General features: G+C 61.7%; 17 protein-coding genes. 7 read left to right on the top strand and 10 right to left on the bottom strand.

What is annotated here, in order from left to right; all coding sequences use genetic code 11:
- Window positions 1-22: 22 nt before the first annotated feature.
- The 5 genes from ugpC to AC2ISB_RS06965 form a co-directional block, all read right to left on the bottom strand.
- Entirely contained in the window at window positions 23-1,087 is a 1,065-nt protein-coding gene (gene ugpC / locus AC2ISB_RS06945; protein ID WP_486574544.1) for a sn-glycerol-3-phosphate ABC transporter ATP-binding protein UgpC, read from the bottom strand.
- 1 nt (window position 1,088) lies between these two features.
- Complete coding sequence (gene ugpE / locus AC2ISB_RS06950; protein WP_406720905.1) at window positions 1,089-1,937, bottom strand: sn-glycerol-3-phosphate ABC transporter permease UgpE; 849 nt, start codon at window positions 1,935-1,937, stop codon at window positions 1,089-1,091.
- Window position 1,938: 1 nt separating this feature from the next.
- Window positions 1,939-2,823 (bottom strand): sn-glycerol-3-phosphate ABC transporter permease UgpA, encoded by an 885-nt coding sequence (gene ugpA / locus AC2ISB_RS06955; RefSeq protein WP_486574545.1) that lies wholly within the window; start codon window positions 2,821-2,823, stop codon window positions 1,939-1,941.
- 70 nt (window positions 2,824-2,893) lie between these two features.
- A complete protein-coding gene (ugpB, locus tag AC2ISB_RS06960) occupies window positions 2,894-4,210 on the bottom strand; it encodes a sn-glycerol-3-phosphate ABC transporter substrate-binding protein UgpB (RefSeq protein ID WP_486574546.1) in 1,317 nt (438 codons plus the stop codon).
- 195 nt (window positions 4,211-4,405) lie between these two features.
- Window positions 4,406-6,595, bottom strand: a complete 2,190-nt coding sequence (locus AC2ISB_RS06965; protein ID WP_406720908.1) for an NADP-dependent isocitrate dehydrogenase — start codon at window positions 6,593-6,595, stop codon at window positions 4,406-4,408.
- Between the two features lie 381 nt (window positions 6,596-6,976).
- Here AC2ISB_RS06965 and AC2ISB_RS06970 point away from each other — a divergent pair, with 381 nt between their 5' ends.
- From AC2ISB_RS06970 to tpiA, 7 genes are all read left to right on the top strand, one after another.
- Window positions 6,977-7,531: a TetR/AcrR family transcriptional regulator gene (locus tag AC2ISB_RS06970; protein WP_486574547.1), complete on the top strand. Its 555-nt coding sequence runs from the start codon at window positions 6,977-6,979 to the stop codon at window positions 7,529-7,531.
- A 147-nt stretch (window positions 7,532-7,678) separates the two neighbouring features.
- Complete coding sequence (locus AC2ISB_RS06975; RefSeq protein WP_486574549.1) at window positions 7,679-8,866, top strand: ROK family transcriptional regulator; 1,188 nt, start codon at window positions 7,679-7,681, stop codon at window positions 8,864-8,866.
- Between the two features lie 121 nt (window positions 8,867-8,987).
- Window positions 8,988-9,359: an SUF system Fe-S cluster assembly protein gene (locus AC2ISB_RS06980; protein WP_339107523.1), complete on the top strand. Its 372-nt coding sequence runs from the start codon at window positions 8,988-8,990 to the stop codon at window positions 9,357-9,359.
- A gap of 58 nt (window positions 9,360-9,417) precedes the next feature.
- Window positions 9,418-10,008 (top strand): MarR family transcriptional regulator, encoded by a 591-nt coding sequence (locus AC2ISB_RS06985; RefSeq protein WP_406720910.1) that lies wholly within the window; start codon window positions 9,418-9,420, stop codon window positions 10,006-10,008.
- Window positions 10,005-10,790, top strand: coding sequence for a DUF3307 domain-containing protein (locus AC2ISB_RS06990; protein ID WP_486574552.1), 786 nt, complete (start codon window positions 10,005-10,007; stop codon window positions 10,788-10,790). The genes AC2ISB_RS06985 and AC2ISB_RS06990 overlap by 4 nt, the downstream gene beginning before the upstream one ends.
- A gap of 27 nt (window positions 10,791-10,817) precedes the next feature.
- Entirely contained in the window at window positions 10,818-11,222 is a 405-nt protein-coding gene (locus tag AC2ISB_RS06995) for a HesB/IscA family protein (RefSeq protein ID WP_406720912.1), read from the top strand.
- A gap of 101 nt (window positions 11,223-11,323) precedes the next feature.
- The gene (tpiA, locus tag AC2ISB_RS07000) at window positions 11,324-12,076 is read left to right on the top strand and encodes a triose-phosphate isomerase (RefSeq protein ID WP_486574554.1); all 753 of its coding nucleotides are present in this window, start codon (window positions 11,324-11,326) and stop codon (window positions 12,074-12,076) included.
- A gap of 131 nt (window positions 12,077-12,207) precedes the next feature.
- Here tpiA and AC2ISB_RS07005 read toward each other — a convergent pair whose 3' ends face one another.
- The 5 genes from AC2ISB_RS07005 to AC2ISB_RS07025 all read right to left on the bottom strand — a co-directional run bounded on the left by AC2ISB_RS07005 (window position 12,208) and on the right by AC2ISB_RS07025 (window position 18,691).
- Window positions 12,208-13,599 (bottom strand): TRAP transporter large permease, encoded by a 1,392-nt coding sequence (locus tag AC2ISB_RS07005; RefSeq protein ID WP_406736417.1) that lies wholly within the window; start codon window positions 13,597-13,599, stop codon window positions 12,208-12,210.
- A 5-nt stretch (window positions 13,600-13,604) separates the two neighbouring features.
- On the bottom strand, window positions 13,605-14,300 hold the full coding sequence (locus tag AC2ISB_RS07010) for a TRAP transporter small permease (protein ID WP_486574556.1): 696 nt from the start codon (window positions 14,298-14,300) through the stop codon (window positions 13,605-13,607).
- Between the two features lie 124 nt (window positions 14,301-14,424).
- Window positions 14,425-15,438, bottom strand: a complete 1,014-nt coding sequence (locus AC2ISB_RS07015; protein WP_339107530.1) for a TRAP transporter substrate-binding protein — start codon at window positions 15,436-15,438, stop codon at window positions 14,425-14,427.
- A 225-nt stretch (window positions 15,439-15,663) separates the two neighbouring features.
- Window positions 15,664-16,899 (bottom strand): sigma-54-dependent transcriptional regulator, encoded by a 1,236-nt coding sequence (locus AC2ISB_RS07020; protein ID WP_406720916.1) that lies wholly within the window; start codon window positions 16,897-16,899, stop codon window positions 15,664-15,666.
- A complete protein-coding gene (locus tag AC2ISB_RS07025; protein ID WP_486574559.1) occupies window positions 16,883-18,691 on the bottom strand; it encodes a sensor histidine kinase in 1,809 nt (602 codons plus the stop codon). Before AC2ISB_RS07025 ends, AC2ISB_RS07020 begins: the two co-directional genes overlap by 17 nt.
- Window positions 18,692-18,710: the final 19 nt, after the last annotated feature.

An 18,710-nucleotide genomic window follows, 5' to 3' on the forward strand; every position in this document is an offset into this window, starting at 1 on the left:
GCGCGAACGCCCCAGCCATTGTTCAAGCCATCGCCATCGCGCGCTGCGTTTGCGGCAGCCGCCGCCCCGTCAGGGGCTCAAACAGATGCAACCCGCCCGCCTGAAGGGTGACCTGCATCTGCGGCGCGATCTCGGTATCGGGGGCGACTTGGGCGGCGAAAGGCTGACCGCCCAGCATCCCATGAACAAGGCGGCTATTGCCCAGATCCTCGACATAGGAGGTCCTGAACCCTGTGCCCGCGCGCAAGCCGATGGTCTCGGGGCGCAGGCCCGCCACTACCTCTCCTTTCCCCGCCACATCGGAGAGCAGCATCAGGTCATCCACCATCAGCGCGCCATTCTCGATCCGCGCATCGATCAGGTTCATCCCCGGCGAGCCGATGAAACCCGCCACAAAGACCGTCTGCGGGTTGCGATACAGTTCCAGCGGCGTGCCCACCTGCTCGATCTGCCCGCCATTCAGCACCACCAGCTTATCGGCCAGAGTCATCGCCTCCATCTGGTCATGGGTGACATAAACCGAGGTCGTGCCAAGGCGCTTTTGCAGCTGCTTGATCTCGCCGCGCATGGACACCCGCAGCTTGGCATCAAGGTTCGACAGAGGCTCGTCGAACAGAAAGACCGAAGGCTCGCGCACGATGGCGCGGCCCATGGCCACCCGCTGGCGCTGCCCGCCCGAAAGCGCGCGCGGCTTGCGGTCGAGGAACGAGCCGATCTGCAGGATGCGGGCGACCTCTTCGACGCGGGACGCGATCTCGGGCTTGGGCATACGGCGGTTCTTCAGCCCGTAAGACAGGTTCTGGCGCACCGTCATATGCGGGTAAAGCGCGTAATTCTGGAACACCATGGCGATATCGCGGTCCATGGGTTCAAGGTCATTCACGACGCGCCCGCCAATGGCAATCTCGCCCCCTGTCACCGTCTCAAGCCCTGCGATCATCCGCAACAGCGTGGATTTCCCGCAGCCCGAAGGCCCGACCAGCACGCAGAACTCGCCATCCTCAATGCTGAGATCAACGCCCTTCACCGTAGGGTCCGTGGCGCCCGCATAGGTCTTTACGACACTGGATAAAGTAATTCCGGCCATCTTATTTCTCCGTCTCGACAAGCCCTTTGACAAAGAGCTTCTGCATTGCGACCACCACCAGCACCGGCGGCAGCATCGCCATCACCACCACTGCCATGATCTCGTTCCAGCGCGGCACATCATCGACCACCGAGGCCATCCGCTTGATCCCCATGACGATGGTGTAATGGGCCTCATCCGTGGTCACGATCAGCGGCCAGAGATATTGGTTCCAGCCATAGATAAACAGGATCACCGACAGCGCCGCGATATTGGTGCGCGACAGTGGCAGCGCGTGATCCCAGAAGAATTTCAAAGGCCCTGCCCCGTCGATCCTTGCGGCCTCGGTCAGCTCGTCGGGCAGCGTCAGGAACACCTGCCGGAAGAGGAAGGTCGCTGTGGCCGAGGCAATCAGCGGCACCGACAGCCCTGCGTAGGAATTCAAGAGCCCCAGATTGGCCACCACCTCGAAGGTGGGGACAATGCGCACCTCGACGGGCAGCATCAGCGTGATGAAGATCATCCAGAAAGCCAATTGCCTGCCCGGAAAGCGGAAATAGCAGATGGCAAAGGCCGAAGAGATCGAGATGGCGATTTTGCCGATGGTGATCGTCATCGCCATGATGAGGCTGTTCCAGAGCATCAACCCGATGGGCGGCGTCCCCGAGGTCGACACCCCCTCGCCAAGCATTCGCGCGTAGGACGACAGCCCCTCGGGGCCGAACCACAAAGGCACGGTGCCGGAGACAAAAGCCGAGGTGGGATGGGTCGAGGCCACAAGCGCCAGCCAGACAGGCAAGGCCACAGCGGCCACGCCAAGGATCAGGATGACATGCGATAGCACGGTCAGAAGCGGTCTGTTCTCAACCATCTTAGTACTCCACCCGACGTTCGATATAGCGGAACTGGATCACCGTCAGCGCGATCACGATGCCCATCAACACCACCGATTGCGCGGCCGAGGCCCCCATGTTCATTCCCACGAAACCGTCCTGATAGACCTTATAGACAAGGATATTCGTGGCCTGCGCCGGACCGCCCGCAGTGGCTGCATCAATCACCGCGAATGTATCGAACATCGTATAGGTGATATTGATCACCAGCAGGAAAAACGTGGTGGGAGACAGAAGCGGGAAGACCACGCTCCAGAAGCGCTTCATGGGGCCTGCGCCATCAATGGCCGCCGCCTCGCGCAGGCTGGCCGGAATGGCCTGAAGCCCCGCCACGAAGAACAGGAAGTTATAGCTGATCTGTTTCCAGCTGGCCGCCAGCACCACCAAGATCATCGCATCTGAGGCATAGGTGGCATGGTTCCAGTCATAGCCCAGCTGACGCAGCGCATAGGAGACAATCCCGATGGTCGGGTTGAACATGAACCACCACAGCACGCCCGCCACCGCCGGTGCCACCGCATAGGGCCAGACCAGAAGCGTGGTATAGGCGCGATTGGCCCGCAGCACGCGATCGACACAGGCGGCAAACAACAGCCCCGCCCCCATCGACACCGCCGCCACCGAGACCGAAAATACCGCCGTCACTTTGAAAGAGTTCAGATAGCTTGGGTCCTGAAACAGCGCGAGGTAATTTTCCAGCCCCACGAATTGCGTCGAAAACCCGAAGGCATCCTGACGCAGGAAACTTTGCCACATCGCCTGACCCGCAGGCCAGAGGAAGAAGACAATGGTAATCGCCAGTTGCGGCGCCAGCAGAAGATAGGGCAGCCCGCGTGACCGGAAGAGGGTCTTTTTGCTTTGCATATCGGATCCTTATCCCCCGAAACACCAGAAGGCCCGCAAGCGCGCGGGCCTTCTGCCAAGGGGGACGCCGTTACTGGTTGGCTTTCTCGAATTCGCGGATCAGCGCATTGCCGCGGCTATCCACCGATTGCAGAGCCTCCATCGCGGTTTTCTTGTCGCCCAGAAGCGCCTCGAATTCCTCGTCGATGATGCCGCGGATCTGCACGTAATTGCCAAAGCGCAGACCTTTGGAATTCTCGGTCGGGGTGTTCAGCGAGACCTGTTTGATCGCCACATCCGCACCGGGGTTCTTGTCGTAATAGCCCTGCTCCTGGCTGAGCGCATAGGCCGCTTTGGTGATCGGCAGATAGCCCGAGAACTGGTGCCAATCGGCCTGCACTTCCGGCGAGGACAGATAGGTGAAGAAATCGGCCACGCCCTTATATTCGGCCTCGTCATGGCCTTGCAGCACCCAAAGCGTCGCGCCACCGATGATCGAGTTCTGCGGCGCGCCTTCAACATCGGCGTAGTAAGGCAACATGCCCACACCCACCTCGAAATCCGAATTCGCCATCAGACCCGCGCGCGAGCCCGAGGAGTTCATCACCATCGCGCAGGTGCCCGACTGGAACGAGGGGTTGGCATCATCGCCACCGCCCGGACCGGCATAGCGGAAGAGGCCCGCCTTCTGCCATTCGGCCAGATTGCCCCAGTGACGGGCGCGAAGGTCATCAGCCAAGGTCAGCTCGGTCGAAAGGCCACCAAAGCCGTTTTCCAGCGTGCCGATCGGGCGGTTATGCCATGCCGAGAAATTCTCGGTCTGCGCCCAAGAGATCCAGGCCGAGGTAAAGCCACATTCTGCCGCGCCCGACTCGACGATCTTTTTGGAAAACGCCTCCATATCGGCCCAGGTTTTGGGAGGGGTGTTCGGGTCCAGACCCGCCTTGGCGAAAACGTCTTTGTTGTAATACAGAACGGGGGTCGAGGAGTTGAAGGGCATCGACAGCATATTGCCCTGCGTGTCGGTGTAATAGCCCGCGACCGCCGGAAGATAGGCATCGGGGTCGAAATCGGCGCCTGCGTCTTTCATCAGCTGGTAAACCGGATAGACCGCGCCTTTGGCCGCCATCATGGTGCCGGTGCCCACCTCGAAGACCTGCACGATATCGGGCTGCTGCTTGGCACGGAAGGCCGCAATCGCCGCTGTCATGGTCTCGGTGTAATTGCCCTTATAGGTCGGGATGACCTCATATTCATCCTGGCTGGCGTTATAATCGGCCACGATCTCTTCAAGCTTCTGGCCCAGCTCGCCGCCCATCGCGTGCCACCATGTCACCTGCGTTTTGGCGGCAGCCATACTGGCGGAGGCTGCCACAAGCGCGGTGCCCATCATCAGCGTCTTCAACATCTTCTATCCCCTTCGTGAGGCTATCGTGATCTGTTGAGGGCAGCGCTAATGCAGTTTTGTGACAGCTTCTTGCAGGTTCCGTTAAGCTTTTTTGACAAGCCGGCTTATTATATCCTGCGCAGTCTGTGCAAGAAACAGGGGCCGCGCATGAAAAAGGGGCCCCGAAAGGCCCCTTTCCCGTTCGTTCCAGCTAGATCAGCCGATGATCGCATTCAGCGTGGCCGAGGGGCGCATCACTTTTGCGACCTTCTCGGGGTCGGCATGGTAATAGCCCCCCAGATCGGCAGGCTTGCCCTCGGCGGCCTTCAGCTCGCCAAGGATCGCCTCTTCGCCTTCTGCCAGCGCCTTGGCGATGGGGGCGAAATGCGCCTTCAGCTCGGCATCCGCATCTTGCGCTGCCATCGCTTCGGCCCAGTAGCGGGCGAACCAGTAATGCGAGGAACGGTTATCGGGCTGGCCGACCTTACGCTCGGGCGAGCGATTGTCTTCCAGCACCTTCTGCGTCGCATCTTCCACAGCCGCGGCCATGACGCCCGCTTTGGCATTGCCCTTCTCGGCGAGGAACTTGAAGCTCTCGCCAAGCGCACAGAACTCGCCAAGGCTGTCCCAACGCAGGTGGTTTTCTTCAACCAGCTGCTGCACGTGCTTCGGGGCCGAGCCACCGGCACCGGTCTCGAACAGGCCACCGCCCTGCATGAGCGACACGATCGACAGCATCTTGGCCGAGGTGCCCAGTTCGAGGATCGGGAAGAGGTCGGTCAGGTAGTCGCGCAGCACGTTGCCGGTGATGGTGACCACGTCATTGCCCTTGCGCATCTCGACGAAGGTGAAGCGGGTGGCTTCACGCGGGGCCATGATCGGGATCTCGATACCGGCCTCTTTCAGCGCGGGCTCGACATATTTGATCAGCTCGGCGTCATGGGCGCGGTTCGCATCCAGCCAGAAGGCCGCAAGGCCGGTGGCCTTGGTGCGGCGGATCGCCAGACGGATCCAATCCTCGATCGGGGCTTTCTTGACCGTGGCCGAACGCCAGATATCGCCCGCTTCGACATTATGCGAATGCAGCACGGTGCCATTGTCCAGAACGATCTCGACCTTACCCTTACCCGCGATCTCGAAGGTGGTCGGGTGCGAGCCGTATTCTTCCGCCTTCTGCGCCATCAGACCAACGTTGGACACGGCGCCACAGGTGGTCACATCCAGCTTGCCGGTCTCTTTGAAGTAGTTGATCGTCTCGTCATAGACGCCGGCATAGGAGTTATCCGGAATGCAGCATTTGGTGTCTGCGGCCTTGCCATCCGGACCCCAGCCGATACCGCCTGCGCGGATAACGGCGGGCATGGAGGCGTCGATGATCACATCCGACGGCACATGCAGGTTGGTGATGCCCTTGTCGGAATTCACCATATACATCGGCGGCTTGGCGGCGAGGGCTGCCTTCAGGTCGGCCTCCAGCTCGGCATTGCCCTTGATGCGGGCTTCCAGATCACCGATACCGCCATTGGGGTTGAAGCCCAGTGCCTTCACGGTCTCGCCATGCTTGGCAAGGAAGTCTTCCAGATAGACGGAGACGAAATGACCGAAGATGATCGGGTCCGAGACCTTCATCATCGTGGCTTTCAGGTGCACCGAGAACAGCACGCCCGGCTCCATGCTCTCGACTTCTTTCTTCACGAAGTCGCGCAGCGCCTTTGCCGACAGGAAGGTCGCATCGACGATCTCGCCCGCCTGATATTTCAGACCCGATTTGAGAACGGTCTCGGTGCCATCTTCTGCGGTAAAGACGATCTTCGCGCCGGTGGCCTCCGACAGGGTGGCCGATTTTTCATTGGCAAAGAAGTCATTGCCCGACATGGAGGCGACGGTGGTCTTGCTGTCGGATTTCCACTCGCCCATCGAATGGGGGTGCTTCATCGCGTAGTTCTTGACCGCCTTGGCAGAACGACGGTCCGAGTTGCCTTCGCGCAGCACAGGGTTCACGGCAGACCCCTTGATGCTGTCATAACGCGCGCGGACGTCCTTTTCGGCGTCGGTTGCGGGCTCTGCCGGATAGTCGGGCAGCTTGTAGCCCTGCGATTGCAGTTCCTTGATCGCGGCGGTCAGCTGCGGCACCGAGGCCGAGATATTCGGCAGCTTGATGACATTGGCCTCGGGGGTTTTCACCAGCTCGCCCAGTTCGGCCAGATCATCCGAGATTTTCTGGTCGTCGGTCAGGTAATCGGGGAAGGTCGCCAGAATGCGCCCTGCGAGTGAAATATCCCGCGTTTCCACACCCAGACCTGCCGCACCGGCGAAGGCGCTGATAATCGGCAGAAGCGAGCCGGATGCCAGCTGCGGCGCTTCGTCAACGATGGTGTAGATGATATCGGGGGTCTTATTTGCCATGAAGAACGGTCTCCGATCTGGACTTGGGCAAATGCCCGTTTTGAAATAGATATGCGCAGACTGTACCCGTTGCGCAGGTTTTGCAAACGGGTAACCTGCACCACGTTGCAAGTCAATGTGTGCGAACGTATACCAAAGATCGGTGGGCAATCCACGTGTGACGGAGCGGCACAAGAAAACTCTGACAGGCACGGCCTGATAGACAAAATGTCGCCGCGCCGTTATTCTTGGCATGCCCCCGAAGGATTTAGAATTTCAAGCTTTTCTTCTGCACAGCCCTTTCATTGCCCGCAGACCCAAGACGTGGCCAAGGCGTGCATCTATCGTAAGGCACATATGGATAACACGACAGACCCACGCCGCATTTCAACCCGGGAGCGCATGCTGGAGGTGGCGCATGACCATTTTTCCGCCCGCAGCTTCGATGCCTGCAACCTGCGCGATATCGCGGCGGATGTCGGCATTGATGTGGCCTATCTGCATCGCTCCTATGGCGGCAAGCTGAAGCTTTTCCAAGCCGTGATCGACCGCGCCATCGACATGTGTTTCGAGGATGCGCGCCGCTGCCCCTCCTTCACGCGCTTCATCATCGAACGGATCCGCAATGGCGATCTGCGCGGGTTCAATTACGGGCCGCTGCCGATCATCAGCCATTCGCTGGCCTGCCAGTCGGTGCAGGCGGAAATCCAGAGCGCCATCAAACGGCTTTTCATCGATCCGCTGATCGCCGAACATGGCGAGAAATTCCGCGTCGAGATCCTGATGGTGGCGATGCTGTTCATGGGCATGAAGATCGCCTCGCCCGTGGTGCCTGCCGTGCTGCTGACGACCAAAGAGGAAGAGCTGCTGGATGAAATGGCGGTGGGCATTCTGGTTGCATTGCTTGGCGATACGCCCTCGCAGCCCTCCAATTCCGGGGAGAGCCCCCAAGTCTAGCGGCTCTGTCGGCGGTTTCTGGCGGAATGTTGACAGATTCCCTCGACCATCCCGACGGATCGAATTATAAAATTTGGCCAGAGAGAGCAAAATTCTGGTGCAGTGATCACCGGAGGCCTGCGCAGGCGTAAATCCGGAGAGCACGGAATGGGGGACCTCATGGAGGCTGGCGACTTTATCGGGCAACGCCTCGGCGTGAACCATACCGGTGTGCGCGCGCATAATGAACGGCTGGTGCTCAGCCTGATCCATCGCGACGGGGCCCTGCCCGGGGCCGAGATCGCCAAGAGAATCGACCTCTCCGCCCAGACCGTCTCGACCATTCTGCGCAAGCTGGAAACCGACGGGTTCCTGCTGCGCGGCACACCGCAGCGCGGGCGTGTCGGCAAGCCGTCGCTGCCAATGGGCATCAATCCCGACGGGGCCATCAGCTTTGGCCTGAAAATCGGCCACCGCACTTCGGATCTGGTGATGATGGCGCTGGACGGGCAGGTTCTGGCGCAGGGACAGTCCACCTATGCCGCCCCGACGCCGCAGCTGATCCTGCAATTCCTGCGCGACGGCATCGCGAAGATGTCCCAGCAACTGTCCCCCGCACAACGCCAGCGTCTTTGTGGCATCGGCATCACCGCGCCGCTGGATCTGTGGCGCGCCGTCGACAACCAGCCGCTGGCGGCGGCACGGTTTCCCGAATGGGTCGGCTGCCAGCTTATTGACGGTGTGGCGCGGTTCAGCCCCCTGCCCGTCAGCCTGATCAATGACGGCACCGCCGCCTGCTGCGCCGAGCAGAATTACGGGCGCGGGCGCGAGGTCGCCGATTTTGCCTATGTCTTTCTCGGGTCGTTCCTGACCGGAGGCATTTCCCTTAACGGCACCGTGGTCGAGGGCAACCGCCACAATGCCGGCATGCTGGGGGCGCTGCGCATTCTTTCGACACAGGGCACATTGGCGACGCTGCGCGATGAAGCGTCGATCTTCCTGCTAGAGGCGGCCATCCGCAGCAACGGGATGGATGCGGGCGCCATGTGGCAGATGCCGCAGGACTGGACCCCCTATGGCACGCTTTTGGGCCCTTGGCTGGACCGCAGCGCCCATGCCATCGCGCAGGCGGCCCGCGAATCCTGCGCGGTGGTGGATTTTCAGGCCATCGTCATTGATGGTGCCTTCCCCGAAGAGGTCCGCGCAGAGCTGGTGCGGCAGGTCCGCGAAAAGCTGGCGGCGCTCGATATGAACGGCCTGCTGCCGCCCGATGTGCTGGAAGCCAGAACCGGACATAACGCGCGCGCCATCGGGGCCGCCGCCGCGCCTATTTTCTCGCGCTTCTTCCTGAACTGAGCCCTACCGGCGCCATAGGCGGAACAGCAGGAAAGGATGTGTTCGTCTGCGCACTTTACGAAGCCGTTGCCAATCCTTATATCATCACTCAACTATTCGCATCCATATCGGGGAAACTCCAATGACGTCCGAAACCACGCAAGACGCACCGATGGAAGGCACCCCTCTGATCAAGCCTTCGACCATTGACCACCCCATGTATGATTCGGTCGTGGCGGCCTGCCGGACCGTATTCGACCCCGAAATTCCGGTGAATATCTACGATCTGGGCCTGATCTACACGATCGAGATCACCGACGAGGATGACGTGAAGATCATCATGACCCTCACCGCACCCGGCTGCCCGGTGGCAGGCGAGATGCCCGGTTGGGTGCAGGATGCCATTTCCTGCGTCGAGGGGATCAAATCGGTCGATGTGGAAATGACCTTCGATCCGCAATGGGGCATGGATATGATGTCAGACGAGGCGCGCCTCGAACTGGGCTTCATGTAACCCGATACGCAAGCAAAATCACTTGCACAAAGCCAAAAGCAAGCGATAATGCTTGCAGATGGATTATGCGGTTCTCACAGGTGATATTGTCGGCTCTTCCGACCTGCCCCCCGCCTTGATCGAGACGGGGCTTGCTGCTTTGGAATGCGTGGCCGAGGCGGTTCCCGAAGCGGTCTGGATCAGCCGTCACCGAGGGGATGGCTGGCAGATGGCCTGTGAGGCCGCGCTTCTGGACCTGCGCTTGGCGCTTTTGGTCCGCGCCAGCCTGCGCGCGGTGGACCCGATGCTGGACACCCGTATCGCGATGGCGCGGGGCGCGGGCGTGATCCCCGAAAATGGCGATCTGAATGCCGCACAGGGGGCGGGTTTTGTGGCCTCGGGGCGGTTGCTGGACGCGATAACGGGGGCCGAACTCCACCATGCAGCGGGGGGCGCATGGTCGGCTGCGGTGCGGCTGGCCGATGCGCTCAGCAAAAGCTGGACGCAGAAACAGGCCGAGACCCTGCGCGAGATGCTGGCCCTGCCCGCGCCCTCGCAACAGGCCACGGCGGAGGCCTTGGGCAAATCCCGTCAGGCGGTGGCGCAAGCCCTGCAAGGCGCGGGGTTCGGCCCGATATCCGAGGCCTTGGCCCAATGGGAGGCCGCATGATCGCCGCCAGTCTCGCAGCACTTCTCCTTGCCCATCTGCTGGGGGATTTCGTCTTTCAAAGCGCAAAGATGGCCGAAGAGAAAGCCTCTGGCCCGCTGACCCGCCGCCTGCCCGCATTGGCGCGGCATATGGGCGTTCATGCGCTTTTGCTCGCCCTGCTCTTGCCCGCGCCTGACGCGCAGGGCGCGCTGGCCTTCGTCGCCATCCTGGCCAGCCATTTTCTGATCGACGCCCTCAAGCCCAGGCTGCGCGGCACGGCACTGCGGGTCTTCTTGGCCGATCAGGCCGCGCATTGGCTGGTGATCTGCGCCTTGGCACTAACCCTGCCCGATCTTTGGGCACACACGCTTTGGATGAAAACCCAAAGCGGTTTGGCACCCTATTTGCCGACGGTTTTCGCGCTTGTGGCGGGGGCGGTGCTGACCGTGCGCGTGGGCGGCTTCGTGGTTGGCGCGCTGATGCAGCCGCTCGCCGAACGTGCGCCCCAAGGGGGGCTGCCGAAAGGCGGTCAACTGATCGGCCTTCTGGAACGCGCCCTGATCTTCGTGCTGATACTGACCGGCCAGCCACAGGGGATCGGCTTTCTGATCGCCGCCAAATCCATATTGCGCTTCGAGGCCAAGGGCGGGCCGGACCATAATGCTGCCAATGAATATGTGATCATCGGCACGCTGGCCTCGTTCGGCTGGGCGATTGCCTGTGCATATCTGACGCTGGGCCTGTTGGCGCATCTACCCCCTATCGGCATTCCGGCCCTTGGAATCCCGCAGCATAGCCCTTAAATTACAGCTTCATCGAAGGAGCATCCCATGTTTGGTATTCCCGGGCAGCCCGCTGTCACCATGACCCCCGCCGCCGTCAAGCACATCGCCAAGCTCATGAGCCGCGAGAATGCCGCCGGTTTCCGCATCGGCGTGAAGAAAGGCGGCTGTGCAGGCATGGAATATACGATGGAAATCGCACAGGAAGCGGGACCGATGGATATGGTCATCGAGGAAGGTGCGGCCCGTGTGCTGATCGCGCCCACCGCACAGATGTTCATGATCGGCACCGAGATCGATTACGAAACGGGCCTTCTCGAATCGGGGTTCAAATTCCGCAATCCGAATGTAGCGGAAAGCTGCGGCTGCGGAGAATCCATCAAATTCAAGGACATTGGCGAACTTAGCGCCGAGACACAGCCCGAGGATGGCGTGCCGCGCCTGAAAGGCTGACGCTTCTAGCGCTAACCGCGCCGATCCTGCCGCATGGCCCCTTTCCCCTGCCCGCGCCCTGACCTAGTCTGGGCGCGACTTGCGTTATCGAGGAGGACAGCATGCGGAAACTAGCCGCCGGAAACTGGAAGATGAACGGGCTGAAGGCCGATCTGGCCGAGATTGCCGCGCTGGTGGAGGCGCATTCGGGCGCGGACTGCGATGTGCTGATCTGCCCGCCTGCAACGCTTCTGGCGCCGATGGCCGAGGCGGCTGCGGGCCGGATCGCGATTGGCGGTCAGGATTGCCATGCGAAGACCTCGGGGGCGCATACGGGCGATATCTCGGCACAGATGCTGAAGGACGCAGGCGCCTCGGCCGTTATTCTGGGCCATTCCGAGCGCCGCGCCGATCATGGTGAAAGCGATGCGGTTGTGGCGGCGAAATCTCTGGCGGCCTATGCGGCGGGTCTGACGGCGGTGATCTGTGTGGGCGAGACCGAGGCCGAGCGCGATGCGGGCAGCACGCTGGAGGTGATTGGCGCGCAGCTTGCGGGATCGGTCCCCGAGGGCGCGACGGCTGCGAATACGGTCATCGCCTATGAGCCTGTCTGGGCCATTGGCACCGGTCGCACGCCGACGCTGGAGCAGATTGCCGAGGTGCATGATGTCATCCGCGAGACGCTGGGCAAAGCCTTTGGCGAAGAGGCCAAGGGCATGCGCTTGCTTTATGGCGGCTCGGTGAAGCCGTCGAATGCCGAGGAGATTTTTGCGGTGTCCAATGTGGATGGGGCGCTGGTTGGCGGCGCGAGCCTGAAGGCCCGTGACTTCGGCGCGATCATTGCGGCTTTGGAGACGGCGGGCATTGAGGCCTGATAGGGGACGCTGAAAATGGGGGCTCTGCCCCCTTGGCCTGCGGCCAATTCCCCCGGGATATTTTCAGCAGCTGGAAAGCGAAAATGTGAGAGCCGCCCCGAGGGGCGGCTTTCTTCGTTTGGGTGGAGGCGTTATTTGATGACCGTTTCAGGCCCCATGAAGGTGGTGGGCAGATAGGTCGAGAGCCACGGGATATAGGTGATCATGATCAGGAAGATGAAGAGCACGCCAAGGAATGGCAGGGCCGCCTTCACCACCCGCATCATCGACATGCCCGCCACGCCCGAAGTGACGAAGAGGTTGAGGCCGACGGGCGGGGTGATCATGCCGATTTCCATATTCACCACCATGATGATGCCGAGGTGGATCGGGTCGACACCCAGTTCCATTGCGATCGGGAAGACCAGCGGTGCGACAATCACGATGAGCCCCGAGGGTTCCATGAACTGGCCACCGATCAGCAGGATCAGGTTGACGATCACGAGGAACATGATCTTGCCGAAGCCTGCCGAGAGCATCGCATTGGCAATTTTCTGCGGGATCTGCTCATCGGTGAGGACGTGTTTGAGGATCAGCGCATTGGCGATGATGAACATCAGGGTGATGGTCAGCTTGCCTGCCTCGAAGAGAGTTTTGCGGGTGTCCTTGTGCCACAGGGCCGTGACCAGCGCATAGGGGCGGTGCAGGAGGTCGGCTTTTTTGGTCTCGCTGTCATTGAGCGGGCCCATGTCCTTATAGATGAAGTTCGCGACGATCCATGCGTAGATGGAGGCGACAGCGGCGGCCTCGGTCGGCGTGAAGATCGCGCCGGTCACGCCGGGGATGCCATAGATACCGACCATGATGATGACGATCAGCATCAGACCCCAGAAAGCGTCCTTGAAGGCCGAGCCGATCTCGCCCCAGCCGGCGAATTCGCCTTTGGGCATTTTGCGGATACGGGCGAAGATATAGATTGCGACCATCAGCATCAGGCCCGCGAGGATGCCGGGGATGACGCCTGCAAGGAACATGCGGCCGACCGAGACTTCGACGGTGGAGGCATAGACCACCATCACGATCGACGGCGGGATCAGGATGCCCAGCGTGCCCGCGTTACAGATGACACCTGCGGCGAAGTCCTTGGTATAGCCCATCTGGTGCATCGCCGCGATCACGATCGAGCCGATGGCCACAACGGTTGCGGGCGACGAGCCCGACAGGGCCGCGAAGATCATGCAGGCAAAGACCCCCGCGATTGCCAGACCACCGTGGAAGTGGCCCACACAGGCGATGGCAAAGCGCACGATCCGTTTGGCAACGCCGCCGGTGGACATGAAGCTGGAGGCGAGGATGAAGAAGGGGATTGCCAGCAGCGTGTAGTGACCAGCCATCGCCTGATAGAGCGATTGCGCAACCGAGGCCAGCGAGGTTTCCGAAAAGGCCAGCAGGAACAGGATCGAGCTGAGGCCCAGCGAGACCGCAATCGGCACGCCCAGCAAAAGCAGGCCCACGATGACCGCAAAGAGCAGAATGACTTCCATTGGGGTTACTCCTTACCGGCAGCGGTGGCGTTCATCTGTGCCACGCGGTCGACGTCGTCTTCGGCTTCATGGCTGACGATCAGGCTGTCTTGGGTGCCTTTGATCACGCGGATCAGGGCTTGAAGGATGCGCAGGGTGATCAGCGCCACACCGAAGGGAAGGATGAAATAGGGGATGACGCGGGGCAGCTTGTCATAGGATTCGCCCTGATTGATCAGCGGCTCGAGCCAGCGGAAAATCTCCAGCATCGGCACTTGATCGGTTTCATACCACGCGCGGTCGCGGGTTTTCTCGAAGCCGGTGGGAAACCAATGGCCCGAGGTCTGGTCAAGGCCCGCATAGGGAGCCCAGTAATCCCACGCGCCTTTCAGCAGGAAAATCGCGTAAAGCAGGCAGCACAGCGCCGAGACCACCGCCATCAGGCGTTTGCCGCGCGCAGGCAGCATATTGGTGATCACATCCACCCCCAGATGCGCGGTTTTCTTGAAGGCATAGGACACCCCCAGAATAACCAGCCATGCAAAGAGGATCAGCACCACTTCAAGCCCCCAGATCAACGAGGCGTTGAAGACATAGCGCAGCACGACATTGACGAAAGTGATCAAGGTCATCGCGCCCAGAATAAAGGCGATCGCGTTTTCTTCCAGCGCGTCGATAAAGGCGCCAAACGGGCCTTTTGGCGTGGTGTCATGGGAAGACATATCCCTGCCCCCTGTTGAATTGGTGATGATCGGGTGATCGGGCATGGCCCGAGAAAGGCCCCGCACATGGCGCGCGGAGCCTTCGCTGGAACCCGTGAGTGATGGCCGCTCGGGCCGTTCCAGCTTAGTGCTTGGCGTTGATTTCCTGCGCCAGCGCGATGTTATCGGCGCCGACATCGCCCTCGAACTGCGCCCAGACGGGTTTCATCGCATCCACCCATGCCTGACGCTGCTCGTCGGTCAGTTCGCGCACCACGGCCCCTGCATCGATGACCGCCTGACGGTTATCGGCATCGACCTGCGCGATGGCGGCATTGCGGTCTGCCGAGACTTCGGCCATGATGGTGGCCAGCTGGTCGCGGATATCGCCATCAAGGCTGTCCCACCAGTCGGTCGAGACGACAACCATATAGTCAAGCAGACCGTGGTTGGTTTCGGTCGTGCCATCCTGCACTTCGTAGAACTTCTGGCCGTAGATGTTGGACCAGGTGTTTTCCTGCCCGTCCACAACGCCGGTCTGCAGCGCGCCATACACTTCCTTGAAGGCCATCGGCTGCGGGCTGGCATCCAGCGCCTTCATCTGTGCCACCAGCACGTCCGAGGGCTGCACACGGAATTTCAGACCCTTCGCATCGCTCGGCAGCAGAAGCGGCTTGTTGGCCGAGAACTGCTTGAGACCGTTATGCCAGAAGGCCAGTCCCATCAAGCCGCGGCGTTCCATCGACGCCAGCATATCCTGACCGGCTTGCGATTGCTGGAACTCTTCCACGGCATCCATATTCTTGAACATGAAGGGCAGATCGAAAATGCGGAACACCTTGGTGAAGGTCTCGAATTTCGAGAGCGACGGTGCCGCCATCTGCACATCGCCCTGCAGCATCGCCTCTAACACCTGATCGTCGTTATACAGCGTCGAGTTCGGGTAGACCTCGACACAGACCTTCCCGTTCATTTCCGTGTTCACGCGCTCGGCAAAGGCCGCCGCCGCGATCCCCTTGGGGTGTTTGTCGGCATTGGTCACATGGCTGAACTTGATGACCATCTCGCCGTCATCACAGGCAGCATTGGCCAGACCTGCGGTGGCGATAATGGCAGTCGATGCCAGCGCGAAGGCCTTGACGGCTTTGGTAACTTTCATGGGGGCTCCTCCCAGATCCATATGGCGCGATGTCGCGCCCCTCTCCATGATACACAGAATGGAGATTGCCATGCATCCTTCGCAACACAGATATGCATAAAATAATAAATCACATAAATACAGATACTTGCGGTAAATATTCCCAAGCATACCCATGAAGTTGTGCGACAAATCGCACAGCCTCGTTTCAGAGTGGTGCGAAATTCCGCACATCCGCGTGATCTGTCACAGCCGGTAATCCTCGGGCTTGAGGCCGTGGCGCGCGAGCTTGTCATAGAAGGTCTTGCGCGGCAGTTTCAGGGCCTTGGCCGCATCCGAGGCCCGCCCCTGATGGCGCTCCAGCGCATTGACCAGAATGCCGCGCTCCAGTTGGGCCATCTGCTCGGTCAGGCCCGGCTCGGCCTCGGCCTGCTCGGTGCCGCTCAGCCCCATGGCAAAGCGCATCGCCTCCGACATCAGCGCGCGGGCATTGCCCGGCCAATCGCGCGCGGCAAGCCCTTGCAGATAGAGTTGCGGGATATCGGGCATGGCCAGCGACGAATTCTCGCAGGCCAGTCGCACATAATGGCGAAACAGCACCGGAATATCCTCGGGCCGCTCGGCCAGCGCGGGCACCCGCACCCGCAGCACATCCAGCTTCCAGTAGAGATCGGGGTGGAAACGCCCCGCATCGCGTTCGGCCTCGAGGTCGCGATAGGTGCCCGCAATCAGCCGCGTGGCGGGCTGGGTTTCCAGAAGCTGTAGCAATGTGAACTGCACCGGCTGCGGCAGATCCGCGATCTCGTCGAGATAGAGCGTGCCGCCATCGGCTGTGGCAAAGGCCTGTTCCAGCGTCTCGGGGGCAAGCCCAGCCGCCGAACGTTTCTCGAAGGGGCGCTGTGCCGCAGCCGAGAGCAGGTGGATCACCTCGGCAGCCTTGGAATTTCCCGCCCCCGGCGCGCCCGTCACCAGCACCTCCGCGCCCGAACGCGCAGCCAGACGGCAGGCGTCGCGCAGGCGTTCGGCCACCTCGGAATGGCCCACCAGCATCCTTGCGGCCGCATCGCCCTTGCGGGCCTCGCGGTGCAAGGCGCGGTTTTCCATGACAAAGGCACGGGTTTTCATCGCCTTCTCGACTACCGCCAGCAGGTCGCGCGGCGCACAGGGCTTTTCCAGAAAGTCGAACGCCCCCCCCGTCATACCGCGCACAGCCGAGGGCACATCGCCCTCGCCCGTCAGCAAGATCACCGGCAATTCGGGGTCGAGCCCGCGCACATATTCCAGCAGGAAGAACCCGTCGCGCCCCGGCATGCGGATATCGCTGACCACGATCCCCGCGAACTCTGGCGTCAGATGGTCTTTCGCCTCGACAAAACTGCCCGCCGCGACCGGCTCCAGATCGGCCAGTTCGATGGTCTGAGACAGGGCCTCGCGTACGGCACGGTCATCATCGACCAGAAGCACCTTATTGACCGTTCCCATTTCCGTCCTCCCTATCGGTCTCCGTATCGGGCGCTGTATCGGGCTGGCGCAGGGTCAGCGCAAACATCGCGCCCCGCGCCGGATCCGGCAGATTGGTCCCTGTAAGCGTGCCCCCGAAACTCTGCACGATGCGGTAAGAGATCGACAGCCCCAACCCCATTCCTTCATTCGTCCCCACCTCTTTGGTGGAATAGAACGGGTCGAACATCCGCTCGGGATCGGCAATGCCCGGCCCGTTATCCTGCACCTCCAGCCGGACCAGACCGCCTTGCGCGCACAGTCTCATGCGAATCTGCGGCCGGTCCTGCTCCGCACAGGCATCGACGGCATTCGAAAGCAGATTGACCACCACCTGTGCCAGCCGCGTCTCGCCCCCCATCACCCAGACCGGCTGATCAAGCCCCGCCCAGTCCAGCGGCACCCCCGCCAGCCGCGACGCCGCAATCTCGAGCGCCGTCTCGATCACACGCGCCATATCGACGGGCGAGGCAGGCTCGGTCTCGGGGCGGGCAAAGGCCCGCAGATTGCGGATGATGCGCCCCATCCGGTCCGACATCTCGCCGATGCGGCGCAGGTTGTCGCGCGCCCGATCCTGTTGCCCGCGCGCCAGAAAAATACCGGCATTCTCGGCAAAAGAGCCAATCGCCATCAAAGGCTGGTTCAGCTCGTGACTGATCCCTGCCGACATCTGTCCCAAGGCCGACAGTTTTCCGGCCTGAACAAGTTCGGCCTGTGTGCGCAGCAGCGCAGCATTGGCCTCGCGCAGCTCTGTCGTGCGCAGGGCCACACGGCTTTCCAGCGCGGCATTCAGCGCGGCCTCGCTGGCCAGACGGTCGGCCAGCGCCTGCCTGCGCGCCCAAAGCGTGACAAACAGCGCCCCGATCGCCAGCATGGCCAGCGCCACGACAAACATCTGCACCCGCGCCTCATGCAGGATCGGGTCCACCGGCACCTCGGCATGCCCCGTCAGCCCGATCACTGGCAGATCCAGCACCACTGGCAAGGCGCATTGCGGGGTGCAAAGAATGGTCTGCCCCGCAATCACCCGCTCGCGGACAGGCACCGTCACGAAAGGCACATCGGCAGGATAGATCCGCGGATCGGCGGGCCCCGCATCTGCCGCCCGCCGGAAAATCAGCCCCGCACGGTTGGCCGTGAACACCACCCCCTGATCATCGCTGAACCAGACCGGCAGCGGATCGCCCCGCCCTGTCGCCTCGACCGTTTCGGCATCAAGCGTCAGCCGGACGATGCCCACCACCTGCCGCCCCCGCGCGGGGCGGGTGGCAAAAACCGGTGCGGCAAAGGCGAAGATGCGATGTGTGCCGCGCCCCTCCACGCCGTGGAACCGCCCCAAAGCCCCCTGCGCCGCCCGCGCGACATCTTCCGTCATCGGCAGACGGTCAGGGGTGCCTTCGGGCGCGGCCAGCACCCGCCCGTCGGGACGCAAAAGCACCAGATGCTCGGCCCCCGCCAGATCGGCAAACCGTTGCAGGGTCTGCGCCACTTCCTGCGCCGACCAGACCCCGTCCCCCGCCGCCAAGGCCCGTACATAGGGATGATCCGCCGCCAGCACCGCATCCTCGCGATATTGCGACAGCGCGGCCACCAGCCGGTCGGAGGCCAGCCGCAGATCGGCCTGCCCACGGGCGCGGGCCTGCGCCATGCCCCGATCCGCCGCGTGATACCAGACCGAGACGGATGCCCAGATCAGGGCCGTCACCGCCAGCAACAGCCCTGCCCCCCGACGCAGGTGTTTCTTCGACAAAAAAGGCGCGACTGTGTTTTGCATGAATCTGTCATCCGGCGCA

This window comes from Thioclava sp. NS-SX20 (assembly GCF_057380695.1).